This is a genomic window from Desulfolutivibrio sulfodismutans DSM 3696 (assembly GCF_013376455.1).
Lineage (GTDB): Bacteria > Desulfobacterota > Desulfovibrionia > Desulfovibrionales > Desulfovibrionaceae > Desulfolutivibrio > Desulfolutivibrio sulfodismutans.
Window position 1 is genome coordinate 3,569,783 of sequence record NZ_CP045504.1, and the last position, 15,543, is coordinate 3,585,325.

The 15,543-nt window shown below is 64.1% G+C and carries 11 protein-coding genes; 4 read left to right on the forward strand and 7 right to left on the reverse strand.

The window, feature by feature from the left end; genetic code table 11:
• Positions 1-54: 54 nt before the first annotated feature.
• From GD606_RS16375 to GD606_RS16390, 4 genes are all read right to left on the reverse strand, one after another.
• A complete protein-coding gene (locus tag GD606_RS16375; protein ID WP_163303940.1) occupies positions 55-1,284 on the reverse strand; it encodes a methyltransferase domain-containing protein in 1,230 nt (409 codons plus the stop codon).
• Positions 1,285-1,556: 272 nt separating this feature from the next.
• Positions 1,557-2,105, reverse strand: coding sequence for a bacterioferritin (locus tag GD606_RS16380; RefSeq protein WP_163303939.1), 549 nt, complete (start codon positions 2,103-2,105; stop codon positions 1,557-1,559).
• A 163-nt stretch (positions 2,106-2,268) separates the two neighbouring features.
• Complete coding sequence (locus GD606_RS16385; RefSeq protein WP_163300719.1) at positions 2,269-3,777, reverse strand: catalase; 1,509 nt, start codon at positions 3,775-3,777, stop codon at positions 2,269-2,271.
• A 159-nt stretch (positions 3,778-3,936) separates the two neighbouring features.
• Positions 3,937-4,428, reverse strand: a complete 492-nt coding sequence (locus tag GD606_RS16390) for a hypothetical protein (RefSeq protein ID WP_163300720.1) — start codon at positions 4,426-4,428, stop codon at positions 3,937-3,939.
• Positions 4,429-4,573: 145 nt separating this feature from the next.
• Here GD606_RS16390 and GD606_RS16395 point away from each other — a divergent pair, with 145 nt between their 5' ends.
• The 3 genes from GD606_RS16395 to GD606_RS16405 are packed head-to-tail and all read left to right on the forward strand — an operon-like array spanning position 4,574 to position 6,188.
• A complete protein-coding gene (locus GD606_RS16395) occupies positions 4,574-5,056 on the forward strand; it encodes a DUF3124 domain-containing protein (RefSeq protein ID WP_163300721.1) in 483 nt (160 codons plus the stop codon).
• Positions 5,053-5,733, forward strand: coding sequence for a TylF/MycF/NovP-related O-methyltransferase (locus GD606_RS16400; protein WP_163300722.1), 681 nt, complete (start codon positions 5,053-5,055; stop codon positions 5,731-5,733). Before GD606_RS16395 ends, GD606_RS16400 begins: the two co-directional genes overlap by 4 nt.
• Positions 5,734-5,744: 11 nt before the next feature.
• Positions 5,745-6,188, forward strand: coding sequence for a hypothetical protein (locus GD606_RS16405; RefSeq protein WP_163300723.1), 444 nt, complete (start codon positions 5,745-5,747; stop codon positions 6,186-6,188).
• Positions 6,189-6,310: 122 nt separating this feature from the next.
• On the opposite strand, the gene GD606_RS16410 is transcribed toward GD606_RS16405, so the two are convergent.
• Complete coding sequence (locus GD606_RS16410) at positions 6,311-7,375, reverse strand: hypothetical protein (RefSeq protein ID WP_163300724.1); 1,065 nt, start codon at positions 7,373-7,375, stop codon at positions 6,311-6,313.
• A gap of 510 nt (positions 7,376-7,885) precedes the next feature.
• Between GD606_RS16410 and GD606_RS16415 the strand changes: the two genes are divergently transcribed.
• Positions 7,886-9,109, forward strand: coding sequence for a cyclic di-GMP phosphodiesterase (locus GD606_RS16415; RefSeq protein ID WP_163300725.1), 1,224 nt, complete (start codon positions 7,886-7,888; stop codon positions 9,107-9,109).
• A 45-nt stretch (positions 9,110-9,154) separates the two neighbouring features.
• Here the strand turns inward: GD606_RS16415 and GD606_RS16420 are convergent, their stop codons facing one another.
• Complete coding sequence (locus GD606_RS16420; RefSeq protein WP_163300726.1) at positions 9,155-12,217, reverse strand: PD-(D/E)XK nuclease family protein; 3,063 nt, start codon at positions 12,215-12,217, stop codon at positions 9,155-9,157.
• Positions 12,218-12,220: 3 nt separating this feature from the next.
• Positions 12,221-15,481: a UvrD-helicase domain-containing protein gene (locus GD606_RS16425; protein WP_163300727.1), complete on the reverse strand. Its 3,261-nt coding sequence runs from the start codon at positions 15,479-15,481 to the stop codon at positions 12,221-12,223.
• Between the last annotated feature and the right edge of the window lie 62 nt (positions 15,482-15,543).

Genomic DNA, 15,543 nt, shown 5'->3' on the forward strand with positions numbered 1-15,543 from the left:
GAAACCGGAGGGCCGTCGTCATTTCAGGAGGCCCGGGAGGAGGAGCCCGCCGCCTCACGCCCGGCTTCGTTTCCCCGTCGCCACGTACACCGGATCGCTGGTTATGGTCTGGCGGATGTGCGGGTCGTCCGAGGGCCGCCACCAGTTGCGGATGCTGGTGGTGGCCAGGTCGGCAAACGATCCCGCGCCGCGCATAAGCTCCGCAACCAGCCCCAGGCGTTCGAAGGGGTGCAGGTCCGGCCAGACGGCCGTAACCTTCTGGGGAAACCAGCGGTCGGAAAATCCTACGCACAGGCTGCCGCCGGGCCTGAGCACCCGGGCGCACTGCGCCATGACCTCCCGGGGCCGGGTCAGGTATTCCACGGACAGGCTGAGGAACACGGCATCGAAGGCGGCGTCCGGGAAAGGCAGTGTGGGGTCGGCGTTTACGTCGTGGACCACGCGTTCGGCCAGACGCGGGTTGGCGGCCATCTCCCGGGCGTTGAGGCCCAGGCCCGTGACATGCAGCCCCGGCGGCGCGAAATTCGTCTCCAGGGGCAGATGCGAGGCCACGGAGCTCATGAGGTCCAGGACGGCCACGCCTGGGCGCAGGTGTCCGGCATAGCAATCGGTCAGAAGGGCGTCGGCCTGGGCGTCGATGTGGCCGGTCAGGCGCGGTTGCGCGTAGAAATCGGCGTCCGGCGCGGCGTCCGTCCGCGACAGGGCGTCGCCGGAGAGAAAATCCGTGGGCAGGCCCGGTAGCGGCGACTGCATGCCCGGGCCGTAGTCGGTCATCTCCTCCAGCCAGCAGAACAGATGCCCGCCCGTGTCCGAGGCCTTGGGGGCGATGTGGCGCACCGTGGCCGCAAGCGTAAACGGCCGCCCGGCCAGGGGATGGTTCAGGTCCAGGGTCAGGCTGTCCGCGTCCATGGCCATGATGCGGGCCGGGCGGATGTCCTGCGGGAAGACGCCGCACAGTCCGGCAAAAAGCCCGCGCGGATAGAAACGGCCCAGACGCGGTTCGATGCGGCGTCCGGCCACGGTTTTGGGCGTGAAGGAACTGCGGGGCAGGCGTTTGACCAGATCGTCGCGGCGCCCCGGGATGGCCTCGCCAGCGGCATAGTCGCAAGACGCCGCCTCTCCCTCGGCCAGACCTTCCAGGCGTTCGCGCAGGCCGGGAGGAAAGATGTCGCGCCAGGGATTGACCCTGCGGGCCAGATAGCGCTCCTCGTGGCGGGCGGCGTCATCCTCCCAGGTCAGGGACAACTCAATGGTGGCGACGCAGGTGTTGTCGATGCGGGACACGGGTTCCTTCTTTGCTCACCCTGATGTGGGTTCGAGGGTTGGTGGGGGTGTGTCCCGGCGCGCGGCAGGCGCGCTTGGGACGGGTCGGCGTTGGGTTCAACGCGGGCGACGGAAGCGCCCAAAACGCCACGGCGATTCCTTTGCGGCCAACAGTTTGGACGCGCTCTCAGACATAATCCCGCCTGCGGCGTGGTCAAGCCCCCTTGCCGCCCCAACGCGAAACGCCCCGGACTGGCCGGGGCGTTTCGCGTCGCGCATGCCGCGAAAAGGGATCAGCCCGCCGCGCCCGTGCCCAGCACGAAACCCTTGGGGGTTCCGCCGGTGGAGGCCGGGGTGCCGGCGATCTTGGACAGATACACGTCGCCCAGGTTGGCGATGTGGCCGCCCACGTTGTCGAAGTGGTTGTAGTGGGCCTGCTCCTCGTCGATGATGGCCTCGAAGAGCTTGACGGTCACGTTGTCGCCCATGTCGCGACAGATCTGCAAAAACTGGTTGTAGGCGTCGATGGTGTCGTCTTCCAGTTTGGTGTCGAACGGAAATATCGTCCGCACGTCCTGGGCCTTGATCACCTTGTCCGTAAAACCCGTCGACGGCTCGCCGCCAAGCTCCTTGATGCGCTCGGCAAACTGCTCGGCGTGACGCATCTCGTCGATGGCGATGAGCTTCATGTTTTTGGCCAACTCGCCGTAGTCCATGGAGTCCAGGCCGTAGTGCTGGTTCATATACTGGGTGATGGCGTACAACTCCATGCTCCTGGCCTTGTTCAAGACCTCGATGACCTTCTCGCGACGCGTATCCTTGTCCGAGACAGCTTTCGCCATGATATTCCTCCTTTTTACGCAGTATATGCATATTCAATTTGATCAGCAAGAATGTCGCGCCCGGCCGCGAAGCGCGACAAAGTTTTTGGAAGGGGGTCCAGGGGGAAACTTTTTTTTAAAAAAGTTTCCCCCTGGCCGCCGGAGGCATTCTCCCTCTCCGCCGCTACTCCGCCGTGGCCTTGGCGCGTTCCTCCTGGCTCATGGCGGCGAGTTTTTTCACCTCGTCCAGCGGCAGCTTCAGGCCTTTGGCCACGCCTGCGCCGTAGTCCGGGTGCGCCTTGTAGAAGAGGGCGCACTGCCGCAGTTGGATGCGTTTCTGGGCTCCGGAGAGGTGCTCCACGATGTTGCCGATGAGGTTTTTTCTGTCCTGGTCGGTCATGACCTTGGAAAAAAGCGCCCCGGGCTGCACGAAGTCGTCGTTTTCATGGCCGTAGGGGGTGCGGTTCGCCATGCCTGCCACGGGGAAGGGCGGCTCCATGGCTTTTTCGTCCGGGGCGGGGCCGCCAAAGCTGTTGGGCCAGTAGTTGGGGCCTGCGCCGCCGCCGTTGTCCACGCGCATGAAGCCGTCGCGCTGATAGCTGGTTTCCGGGCGGCCTTTGGGCGCGTTGACCGGGATGAGGTGGTAGTTGGGGCCAAGGCGGTGCAGATGGGTGTCGTGGTAGGAGAAAAGCCGCGCCTGGAGCATCTTGTCCGGCGAGGCGGCGATGCCCGGGACCAGGTTGCCCGGGCCGAAGGCGGCCTGCTCCACCTCGGCGAAATAGTTCACGGGGTTGCGGTTGAGGGTGAGTTTGCCGACCACGATGGGCGGCACGTCGGCGTGCGGCCAGACCTTGGTGATGTCCATGATGTCGAAGCGGTATTTGAGGCCTTCCTCGTAGGGCATGATCTGCATTTCCAGGGTCCAGGAGGGGAACTCGCCCCGGGCGATGGCGTCGTGCAGGTCGCGGGTGGCGTGGTCCGGGTCTTTGGAGCGCATGGCCGCCGCTTCCTGGCGGGTGAGGTTTTGTATGCCCTGGTCGGTCTTGAAGTGGTACTGCACAAAGAATCGTTCGCCCTTGGCGTTGTACCAGACGAAGGTGTGGCTGGAGTAGCCGTTCATGTTGCGGAAGGTGGCCGGGGTGCCGCGATCCGAGAACAGCACCGTGACCTGGTGGATGGATTCCGGGGTGAGCGACAGGAAATCCCAGAACATGTCCGGGTCTTTGCAGTTGGTGGCCGGGTTGCGTTTCTGGGTGTGGATGAAATCCGGGAACTTCAAGGGATCGCGGATGAAAAAGACCGGGGTGTTGTTGCCCACGAAGTCGTAGTTGCCGTCCTCGGTGTAGAACTTGACGGCGAAGCCGCGCGGGTCGCGTTCGGCGTCGGCCGAGCCCTTTTCGCCGCCCACGGTGGAGAAGCGGGCGAACACCTCGGTTTTTTTGCCCTTGGTCAGGAATTTGGCCTTGGTGTAGCGCGATACGTCGGCGGTGCATTCGAAGACGCCGTAGGCCCCGGCCCCCTTGGCGTGCACCACGCGCTCGGGGATGCGCTCGCGGTCGAAATGGGCCAGTTTTTCCAGAAGATGCGCGTCCTGCATGAGCACGGGGCCGCGCTGCCCGGCGGTCAGGCTGTTTTGGTCATCGCCCACGGGGATGCCGAAGGCCGTGGACAGGGTGGTTTTTTTCTTCGCCATGGCGGTCTCCTTGGGTTGGGGTTGCGGAGGGGGGTTACCTCAATGGCAAGACGAATTTTCGGTCGTCGTGACCAAAAGCGTGGACTTATTCTTTATGGAGAATCATTCTCCATTGCAAGCAAAAAGAGAAGGTCCGCCGGAACGGGTGTTTTTTCAAACTCAGGGCTGGCCGGGTTTCTTGCCGCCCTTGCCGGTGCGCGTATAGACGCCTTCGAGGATCATGCCCTGGCCCTTGCAGTAGACGCTGAAGCAGGTTGGCGCGGCGTCGAGGATCACGGTGCGGTCCTCCAGGCGCAGGCGGATCTCGCAGCCCGGGTTCATGGCGTCGCGGCAGGTGATGACGTTGCTTTTGACCGTGGACTGAAACTCGAACATGCAGGAGTCGGCCTTGGCCTTGGGGTCTTTGAAGGACATGACGCCCCAGACCCGGTCCACAGGCTGTCCGGCCTTTTCCGAGGGGGCCAGAAGGAGCTTGATGGTGGCCCGGGGATCGGAGGAATGGACGTAGAGGCCGGAGATGGTGTCGGGCGCAAGGGTCTGGGCCATGGCCGGGAGCATCGCGGCCAGGACGAGGCACAGGGCCGGGAGCAGGCGGCGGGCGGCGCGGCGAAGACGCGTTCCGGCCGGTGTGGGGCGTCTGGCATGGGGCATGGGGGCCTCCAGAGACGATGCATGAGGATTTTGACGACTATGCTCTCCATAGACCATCCCGAGGGAAAGAACAACCCGGTGATTTGACGCGGCAGGGAAGGGGAGGGTAGATGTGTCCGAGAGTTGTTTCAACCGGGAGGGAGCCATGGCGCGGGGTATTGTGGGACGGATGTTGTGTGCGGCGGCGCTTTTCGCCGCGTTGGCCGGGGCGGCTCGTGCGGGCGGGCCGGGGGGGGCGCTTCTTTCCAAGGGACAGACCATCTACGTGCCGGTCTATTCCCACATCTACCACGGCATCAAGGCCCGGCCGTTCAACCTGACGGTGACCGTGAGCGTGCGCAACACCGACCCGAGAAGGCCCCTGACCGTGCTGGCGGCCGACTATTACGACACCGAGGGCGGGCTGGTGCGGCATTTTCTGGACAAGCCCGCGACCCTGCCGCCGCTGGCCACCCGGGAGTTTATCGTGGAGGAGCGCGACGAGGCGGGCGGCTCCGGGGCCAACTGCATTGTGCGCTGGTCGGCGGCCGAGCCCGTCAATGCGCCCGTGGTCGAGGCGGTGATGATCGGGGCCAGCTCCAACCAGGGGATTTCCTTTGTCTGCACCGGGCGGGTGATCGAGGAATGAGCGTGTTTCTGGGGTTCGACACGGCAAAGGCCTGGGACTACGAAAACGGCTTCCACCTGACCTCGGACATCACGCGCCTGGGCAAGATCGCGGCCCATTTCGAGCTGTACCGGATGATCACCGGGCTGCCCGGCCATGTGGTGGAGCTTGGGGTGTTCAAGGGCTGTTCGCTTCTGCGCTTCGCCACCTTTCGGGAGCTTCTGGAGTCGCCCCGGTCGCGAAAGATCATCGGGTTCGACGCCTTCGGGGCCTTTCCCGAACCGGACGCGGCGGATTCCCATGCCGCCGCCGACCAGACCTTTGTGGCGGGCTGGGAGCGCGGGGCCGGGCAGGGCATCTCCGTTGCGGAGTTGCGCGGGGCGCTGGCGCACAAGGGCATCGGCAACGTGGATTTGGTGGCCGGGGACATCCGGCAGACGTTGCCCGCCTGGGTGGCGGCGCATCCGGCGGCGCGGGTGGCGCTTTTGCATATCGACACCGACGTGCGCGAGCCTGCGGCGCTGGGGCTTGAGCTTTTGTACGACCGGGTGGTTCCGGGCGGGGTCGTGGTGCTGGACGACTACGGTACGGAGAGCGGCGGCACGGCGGCAGTGGAGGAGTTTTTCGCCGGACGCGGGGTGAGGCTTCGCAAGCTGCCCTTTTCCCACGAGACGCCGGTGTTTGTGGTCAAGGAATAGGGGGGTGGAAAATGCGAGGAGTTCTGGGCTGTTTGATTGTGTTGTTCGCCGTGTCCTGTTCTTCTACGCCGAGCTATCCGACAATAGAAAGCATGTACCATGCGATGTTCAAGGATAATGCGTTGTATGATGTCGTCAGTGTTCGGATCAATGATGCAACGAAGGTTGACGATATAACGTATGTGGCTGAGGCAACCGTTGAAGAAAAAATGAAGATAGGATTCGAGGATTTTTATAAAATTGAGACATATTTTCCGAAACCAGGCATGCAGGAGCAACTTCAAAATGCAGACCTGGGGACAAAGATGGAATTCCTTATCGGGAATGCGGTGACGGCGATGGGAGTGATGGCCGTCTATGGCAGTTCGTTCAAGGCCGGTGATATTTTTACCAGAGACGTCAAGATTACGCTGACGAAGAAAGATAGCGGTTGGAAAATCACTCATCTCGACTGATGTGGCTGCCGGGTGGATCGCAAAGCCGTGGTTCGGGGGGCGGTTCCTTCCTGTTTGGTGTTGTCGATACTTGTCTTATGAAGATTTCCTCTGGTGTGCCATCGTTATGCATGTTTAAAGTATTACTTCGCTTTGAATTCCTTGATAAGACTCATTATTTGCTCAATTCCATCAAATGTGGTTGGGATTTTGTCTGGTTGTGGGACAATCGGGCTAAAAATGAGTGAGTCAAATTTATCAAAGTTAATTTTCGGGTGTTCCTCTCGGAACTTTCCATGGTCTTCGATGAATGCGCATATGGCATTACGATACTCGAGTTGTAAGATTTGTCCTTTTAATGAGTAGTATTGTTGTAGGATTATCCTAAAATAGTATATCAGTATTATTTCGAACACAATGAGCGGAAGTATGTGTTTGACAATATAAATAAGCATTGCAAATTCAGCTGATGAATTTATGCGTTCTGTTGTTAATTCAAACGGGAAAAAAGGAGACCCTCCTAGAGAAAGGTAAAGTTTTAGAGCGGGGATGGCTATAATAGCAGCTGCAAGAGCGATCAAAGTAATCAGAGTGGTGACTAAATTGAATTTTTTTCTTTTTAATAAATCTAAAAATGCCTTCGAAAGGCCAAGGAGCGTGCATTGCGAGTGAAACTCTTGGAGTCTTTTTTCGTAATCATCGATTTTTGCTTTCCAGCTAGTGAGGTCAGCTATAAATTTTTGATATTCTTTTTGTGCATTGTCTGATCTTTGGTCAAATTCTTCAAAAGAGTCATCGAGGGAATATGGCACAAATATGTTGCCGAGAATGAATTTATATTCTTTTTCTTTTGGAGTAAGTTCGTGTTCGTCGTAGTATGAAATAATTTGAGCTTCTTCAGGGTTGGATGATTTAGTTCGAATGATTTTCTCTTTTACCATTGCTGTAAGGCAAAAATAAATACGTTCAAGATTTGTTTCAACATTATTTCGCATGCGTAGTCGATCAACGGATTCTTTTAGTTGTGGCAGTATGTGTTTGTATGAATACTTACATATAGAGGTATAGTTGCTGTCAGAAGATATTACTGTATTGATTGCAATTGTTACGATATTGAATTTTTTAGTTAACAATTGATTGGTTGTTATTAAGCTTGAATTTATAGATAAGATTTCATCAAACAATTGATTTGTTTCTTTATCGATCATGTCTTAATCCGGGATTGAGGGATTTTAAATGAATAACTAGTTGTATAGATTCTTGTTTTTTGTCAAGATAAAATTGAAGGAATGGTTGCATTTTATCGGAAATTAGTAGTCGCTCCGCAAGCCCCGCAAAATTTCGCCAGTCGCAGACCCGCGACGACCTCGGCGCACAGACCCGCCCGGTGATGCTGCGCCCCCCCTCTTTTCCGATTGCCCCCACAGGCTCCATCTTCCTGATCCCGTGACCGCCCGCCCGCGCCATCCCGCTGGCCTGACACCTCCTGCACCATCCCCCTTTCGCGCCAGCATAGCCACCTGATCGATTACAATTTTGGGAAATGCCGCATGGTTCTCGATTGCGCGCCATGCTCCCTTCACGGCGGTTCTAGGAATGCTTATTTATAAAAGATAGGTCATTGTCTGGAATTGTTTGGAATAAAAGAATTTGAAGGACGCGGAAAAGGCCCGTATAGAAGGTATGGTTCTCTTTTCAAAGAAAACCAGGGGGCATGAATGGTCCTCAAGATCGGCGTAAACGAGCTTGCGGTCGGCATGTACGTCGTCGATACCGGCCTGTCCTGGATGGAGCATCCGTATCTCTTTTCCCGCCAGGGACCCATCGACAGCGAAAAAAGCCTCCAGGCATTGAAAAGGGAGGGTTACACCGAGGCGTTTATTGACACGCGGCAAAGCGGTCTCGACGACGACGCGGCCCGGCGTCTGTCCGGCGGGGCGCTTTTTACAGAGGCGTTCACGGAACGCGCGACGCCCGCCGCCACGTCCCGCAGAGCCGTCCCCATGGCGCAGGAGCTTCCTGCCGCCCGGAAGGTCTACGAGGACGCCCTGGCCTTCGCCAGGGATTTCATCCACAAGGCGTATCTGGAAAAAACCGTCGACATCGAACGCTCCGAGGCCTTCGTCAGCGACGTGATCTCAAGCGTCGCCCGCAACCGCGAGGCCCTGACGGGCCTATGCAAGCTGCGGTTCTATGATGAATATTCCTACACCCACAGCATCAACGTGACGGTCCTGGCCACGGCCTTCGGACAGTTTCTCGGCCTTCCCGAGGACGAACTGCACCCCCTGGGACTGGCGGCGCTTTTCCATGACATCGGCAAGGCCAACATCCCCCGCGAGGTGCTCAACAAGCCCGGCCGCCTCGACGACCGGGAATTCCAGGTGATCAAGCGCCATCCCCTGGAGAGCTACGTCATCTTGAAGGGCATGGGGGCGCTGGCGTCCAAGGTGCTTTCGGCCATCGTCGAGCACCACGAGAAATACGACGGCAGCGGCTATCCGCGCGGCATAGGGGGCGAGGAGGTCTCCATGTTCGCCCGGATCATCAGCTTAGCCGACGTCTACGACGCCCTGACCAGCGAGCGGGTCTACAAGAAGGGCATGCCCCCCTCCCAGGCCCTGGGGGTCATGTACGGCATGCGCGAAAAGGATTTTCACCCGACCATGGTCGAACGCTTCATCAAATGTCTGGGCATCTACCCCGTGGGCAGTTTCGTGCGATTAAGCGACAGCCGCCACGGGCTGGTCTGGGCCTTAAACGCCCAGGCCCCGCTTTCCCCCACGGTCAAGGCCGCCTTCGACGACGCCATGCGTCCCATACCGGCCGAATACGTGGATCTGGCCGCATGCGGCGAGGCGTCGGCCGGGCCGCCGCTTTCCATTGCGGAGGCGGTGGACCCGCGCCGCTTCAACATCGACATGGCGGCCGTCATGAATTGAGCCGGTGGAGGGTCCGGACCTGGGGCCGACATGGCGGGCCGGGGGCTATCCCCCTTCTTCGCCGCCATCCCCGCCGCACAAGCCCGCAAACTCGCACCAGTCGCAGACCCGCGAGGGCTTTGGCGCGAAGTGGGGGGCCGTGACGATGTGCCGCACCAGATAGTCCACGAGCACCGGCGTGCGCGAAAGTATCGCCTCCCGGCGCACCTCGGGGGGCGTTTTTTCCCCGAAAAGCCCGCACTCCTCGCCGCTTCGCCGAAGTTCCACGCAGGCCGCCTCAACGGGCGTCTCCCCCGTGGCCTTGGCGTACAGAAGGGCGTAGAGCGGCAACTGCACGCTTTGCACCCGGTCGCGCACCTCGCAGAAAAGCCCCTCGTCCTCACAGGCGGCCGGGTCGGCCAGCCGTCCCCAGAACCCCTCGTCCTCCCACAGGGCCGCCCCGGGCTTGCGCGGCTTGCCGGTCTTGTAGTCCAGGATGACGATGCCCGGCGCCCGGCGATCCGCCCGGTCCACGATGCCGGTGAAAAGCCACTCCCGCCCGGCCCCGGGCAGGCTCAGGGACAGCCGCGTCTCCAGGGACAGGGGCGTGGTGCGGGGCATCCCGGCCACATAGCGGCGCAGCCGCTCCCGGCTTGTGCGGGCCAGCATCAGCCGCCCGTCCGGCGGCAGGGCGTGGAAAAAGGGCGCGGCGTGAAGCGCGGCGTCCAGGCGCGAAGAAAGCGGTTCGAGGCCGATGTGCGTCCCGTCGATCTCCCGGCCCACAAAGGGCGCAAACGTCTCGCGCAAGACCTCATGCACCAGGGTGCCGAGCCCGGCGGCGTCGCCCTCCTCGGCCACCTCGTCCAGGGGGGCCAGCCGCAGCACCCGGCCGTAATAAAACCGCAAGGGGCAGGTCAGATAGGCGTCGAGGAAGCTGGCGGACAGGGGCTTTTCCAGAACCCGGTCCAGGGCCTTACGCACGGCCGGGGTCTTTTCCACCGAGGCGTTATGCGGGGCAATGGCCCGCAGGGGCAGGGACACGGTGAAAAGCGGCGGCTCGCCGGGCTTTATGACCTCGCCGCGCCGTTTTTCCATGCCCCACAAAAGCTGCTCCACGAACCGGCTGCGCATGGGCTTGTCGTCAAAAAGTCCCGTGCTCTGCACGCCCGCCCGGTAGAAGATCACCACCTCCGAGGCCCCCATGATCAGCCGGTAAAAGGTATAGGCGGCCACGGCGTCGCGCTGGCGGCTGTCGGACAGGCCCAGCAGATGGCGCAGGGCGTCGGGCAGGAGCGGATCGTGGGGGGCCACGCCGGGCAGCCGGTCCTCCACGGCGTCGAGCAGATAGATGCGCGAAAAGGACAGAAGCCGGGTCTCCAGCATGCCCATGACCTGGAGCCCGGACAGGGGTTCGGCCTCGAAGGCCGCCCGCTCGGCCGAAAGCAGTCCGCGCAGCAGGGTGTAAAGGGTGCGGGCGGGAAACGGCTCGTCGGCCAGATCCCCGCCGCGCAGGGCCGGGATCACCCCGCTGGTGACCCGGAACAGGCACTCGGCGTCGATGAGGAACCGTTCCCAGATGTCCCCGGCGTGGGCCTCGTCGAGCAAAAGCCCGGCCAGCCCGGCCAGGGCGTCGCCCAGTTCGCGCGGGGTCTTCACGTCTTCAAAGGCCCGCAGGCAGACGGCAAGCACCCGCCCGGCCAGGGCCGTGGCGGCGGCCAGGTCGGCGGGCGCCGCGTCCGGGTCGGCGGCATCGGCGTCGCCCCCGGGCGGCGGCAGGGCGAAGGGGTCCAGGTGGGCGCCGCCCTGGCGCACGAGCCGTTCCCAGGCGGAAAAAAGCGGCCGCAGGGGCTGGGTTTCGCCCGTTTTGAGCATTTTCAGGTAGGGATGGCGCAAAAAGGCCACCACCTCGCGCCAGGCGTAGCGCCCGGGGCCGAGGCGCGACTCCTGCAGGCGCAGGATGGTCTCGATCAGGCGGCTTATGGAGGACCGGGCCAGAGGGTAGCCCATGCTGATGTTCACGTCGCGCCGGGGCAGGTGGTGCAATACGGGCATCAGAAGCCCCGTGTCCGGCAGGACCACGGCCGTGTCGGCGGTGTCCGGGGCCAGGGCCAGCTCCCGGCTAAACGCCACCAGTTGGGAATGCAGGTCGTAGCCCTCGTAGAAGCGGATGGTCTTGGCGGCCAGCAGTTCATCGGCCCCAAGGGGCGCGGCCTCGGGGAAAAGGGGAAGCTGCAGGGCGTCGTCGGCCCGTTTGCGGCGGCCCGAGACGGGGCGTGAGGGAAGGGTCTGGCCGTGCAGCACCACGGGCGCGCCGAACCGGCGGGCCAGATCCGTAAGCTCCCGGCAACTGAAGTGGGCCCGGGCCGGGTCCGTGGCCAGCAGGGGGTCGGCGTGCCACAGCATCTCCAGGCGTCCGGCCGCAAAAAGGGTCCGGAAGATTTTTTCCTCGCTCCCCGACGGGGCGAAAAAGCCGCAGGCGAACAGGCGATCCCCGGCAAGCCGCGCCGACGCGGCCTCCGGGTCTTCGGCGGCCAAGGCCTGGCACAGCCCGGGCGTGGCCGTGCCGCCGGACAGCAGGCGGCGGCGGTAGGCGGCGTGGATGGCCTTGAGGTTCTCCAAGATGGCTGCGGCCTGGGGCAGGACGTCGGCGGCGGCGTGCTCGATGTTTTTCGGGGCCACGCCGTGGCGGAAAAGCTCCTCGCACAGCTCCGCCAGGCGCAGGCCCCAGGGGAAGAAGCGGTGCAGTTCGGTGGGGAAGATCCGTTCCCCGGTCCAGGGGGCGTCGCCCAGGCCCTTTTGCAGATCCTGCACCACGGCGTGCAACAGTCCCACCCGCCCCAGGGGGTCGAGCAGGCGCAGGGGGCGGCCGTGGATGGCCCGGCCGAGCTCGGCCAGCCATTGGTCCACGGCGGCGATCCGGGGCAGCAGGCAGGGCTTGTCGAGCCCGGGATGGGCGGCCAGCCGGTCGATGAGGAACCGTCCGGCCCGGCGCAGGGGGAAAAGCACCGTGACCTGGCAAAAATCCCCGGCCGTGGCGGCCAGAAGCCTTTCGGCCACGGCGTCGATGAAGTCCCGGTCCCAGGGAACCAGGAGGATGGCGGGTCGGGAGGCAGGTGCGGCTTGGGACATGGCTTACTCCGGGTCCACCCGGACCGCGTCGCGGCGGTCCAGGTAGAGCAGCAGGCCGCGCAGGCGGGTTTTTCCGGAGTCCGCGCCGAAGCGGGCCGTGTGTTCGGGCAGGCGGCCGGCCAGGCGCAGGTAGCGGCGCACCTGGGCGGCGTGGTCCGGGGACGGCGCGCCGGTCTTGAAATCCGCCACCAGGGTATGGTCCTTTGCGAAGACCAGAAGGTCAGGGCGGTGCTTGTGGCCGCCCTCGTCCAGGATGTCGCGCTCGGACAGGCCGCGCGCCAGGTGGTCGGCCATGTCCGGAAGCGAAAGCAGCCAGGACAGGCCGTCCGCGATGTCCTTGGCCACGTCATCGGTCTGGCGCGGGTCCGGGGGGGCGCAGTCGCGTCCGGCCAGGGCCTCGCGGGCGGCGGCCAGGGGCGCGCCGGGATCGGCCAGATCCTGGCGGCGCAGGGCCTCCACGGCGGCGTGGGCGGTAAGTCCCCGTTTTTTTTCGGTGAACCCCAGGCTGTCGCGCACGTCGCGCACGGAATTGCGGTAGACCTTAAGCCGCATGATCCAGGCCAGGGGCGGCTCGACGGCCCCGGCCGCGTCCGGCCCGGCCGTTTCAGGCGGGGTTGCTTTGGGCGGAACTGCTTCGGGCGGGGGGGCCTCGGCAGGCATGGCCGCCGCCACGGTCGGTTCCTCGCCGAAAAAGGCCGCGTCGTCTGAAATCCCCATCTGGCGCAACAGGGCGTCCGCCGCCCGGGTTACGGGGTTTTTCCCGGCCAGGGGGAAGGTGGGGAAAAACAGGTGCAGTTCCCGGGCGGCCCGGGTCCAGGCCACGTACAGCAGATGCATCTGCTCCAGGCAGGCCTCCACCCGCCGCAGCCGCTGGGGCTCGCCCATGGCCTCGCACATGGGGACCAACGCCTCCCCGTCCTCCATGGCGATGCGCCCGAAATCCGCCGGGGGATCGGCCCGGAAATGGTGGAAGGGCACGATGACCGCCGGATATTCCAGGCCCTTGGCCTTGTGCATGGTCAAAACCCGCACGGCCTCCACATGCTCGGGCTGGGGGGCCTTCTCCTCGAAGCCGCTTTGGGTCCACCAGGACAAAAAGGACGAGATCGATCCTGCGCCGCGCTCCTCGGCCAGATAGAGCACCTCCAGAAACCGGCGCACGAAGGCCTCGTCGTCCGGGCGGCGGGACAGCACCCCGTAGGCGGCCACAAGTTCGCGCACCAGATCGTAGGCCCCGGTCAGTCCGGCCTGCCGGGCGTAGGGGCGCACCAGCCGTCGCCAGACGTCGGGAAAGTCGCGGGAAAAGGCCGCCGCAAGGCCGCCCGGGCGTCCGCCCTGGCCGACGTCGGCCGCCCAGTCGTGGATCGCGGCCGCAGACAGGCCCGACACCGGCGCAAACAACTCCGGGGAGCTTATGAAGGTGAAAAAGGCCAGGTTGTCGCCGGGATAGTCCACAAAGGCCAGAAAGGCCGCCAGGGCCCGAATCAGCGGATGGTCGGCCAGGCGCAGGCTGTTTTCCGTGACCACCGGGATGCCCGCCTCCACCAGCCAGCGGCTGATCCGCTCGGCCTGGGGGTTGGTGCGGGCCAGGATGGCCACCCCCGACGGGCCGAGCCGGGGCAGAAGATCGGCGGTCAAAAGCTCCAGGCAGGCCTCGCGGGCGCTTGCGGCATAGTCCGGGGCCAGATCCCCCGGCAGGCGGCGCAGGCTGACCCGGCCCAGGGGCACGTCCCGGTCCGGGGGCAGGGCCTGGGCGCAGTCGGCGTAGGCCGCCGCCAGCCGCCGGGCCAATTCCCGGCGGTCCTCTTCCGGGGCCTTGCCAAGGAGCTCGCCTGCGGCCGACAGGGCCGGGCCGGGGGCGGCCAGAAGGCCGAAAAAGCGGTTGTTGAAGTCCACCACGGCCCGGGAGCTGCGCCAGTTGCAGGGCAGGGTTTCGTCCGCGACGGCCGCCAGACGGTCGAGGCCCGAGTCGGTCACGGCCGTGTCGAAGAGCCTCGCCGCGCCGCCGCGCCAGCCGTAGATGGCCTGCTTGACGTCGCCCACATAGAAGAGCCCGCCGCCCCGGGACAGGCATTCGGCGGACAAAAGGTCGAGCACGCCCCACTGGCTTCTGCTCGTGTCCTGGAATTCGTCGATGAGCAGATGCGTCAGGCGCGTGCCCATGCGGCACCAGGCGTCGGGCACGCCCCCGCCGCCGCCAAGCGCCTGCCCCACCCGGGAAGGCCACAGGGACGCGGGCAGAAGGCTCTCCTCCCGGATCATCTCCGGCAGCCCCTCCAGGAGGCGACCGGCCAGGGACACGAACGGCAGCCAGTCCAGGGCGGCGGCATACAGGGGGATGTCCTGCCCGGCCCGGGCATGCAGGGCCAGGAAGGTCCGGTGCAGGGCGTTAAGCGCCTCCCCGGCCCGGTCCCGGGAGGCCTTTTTCAGGCAGTCGGCCACATCCGCCTTGCCCGCATAGGCCGAATCCGGCGGCGCGGTCAGCTCCGGCAGATCGGCCACCCGCTCCAAAAGCCGGGCATAGTGGTTCACGGGCTCGAGGCCTGCGGCGTCCATCTGCTCCAGGAGCGTGCGGGCGGTGGTGCGCAGGGCGGCGGACAGCCGGGCGGAGGATTGATGGATGCCCGCTGCCCCGGCCTCCGGCAGGGGGCCGGGGCTGGCGGCCAGGTGGTCGAAGACCCGGCGCAGGCGCTCCAGCACGGCCTGCCGGGTCAGAAATCCGGTCTGTCCCTGTCGGGCCACGCTGTCGGCGGCCTGGGCAAACAGCCCGGCCAGGGCCGCATCCCCGGCGTCCAGGCGGGCGGCCAGTCGGTCGAAAAGGGGGTCGAAGAGCCGGGCGTTGTCGAAAACCGTCTCGAAATCCGGAGCAAGGCCCATGTCCAGGGAGAAAAGGCGCAACAGAAGCGACAGCAGGCTGTCGATGGTGCGCACGTTGAGCCGCCCGGCGTGGCGCAACAGCAGATCCAGCTCCCGGGCGGCCTTGCGGGAGCGCCGCCGCCCTTCGGTGTCCGGATCCCGGCGCATGGCCAGGGTCTTGAGCAGGGTCACCACCCGGGCCTTCATCTCCGTGGCGGCCTTGTTGGTGAAGGTGATGGCCATGATGTCGCCCGCGCCGTAGAGCTCCGGGGCGTCGGGGGAGGCGGCGGCCCGGCCGCAGGACGGGGGCGGGGCGGCCTCGGAGGCGGCCAGAAGCAGGTCCACGAACCGCCCGGTGAGACGATGGGTTTTGCCGGAACCGGCGGATGCCTTGACCCGTTCGATCATGCCGGGCCTCCCTGGCCGCTTCGGGATTGTCCGGTTTTCACCGGCGGGGTGTTCTGGCATCA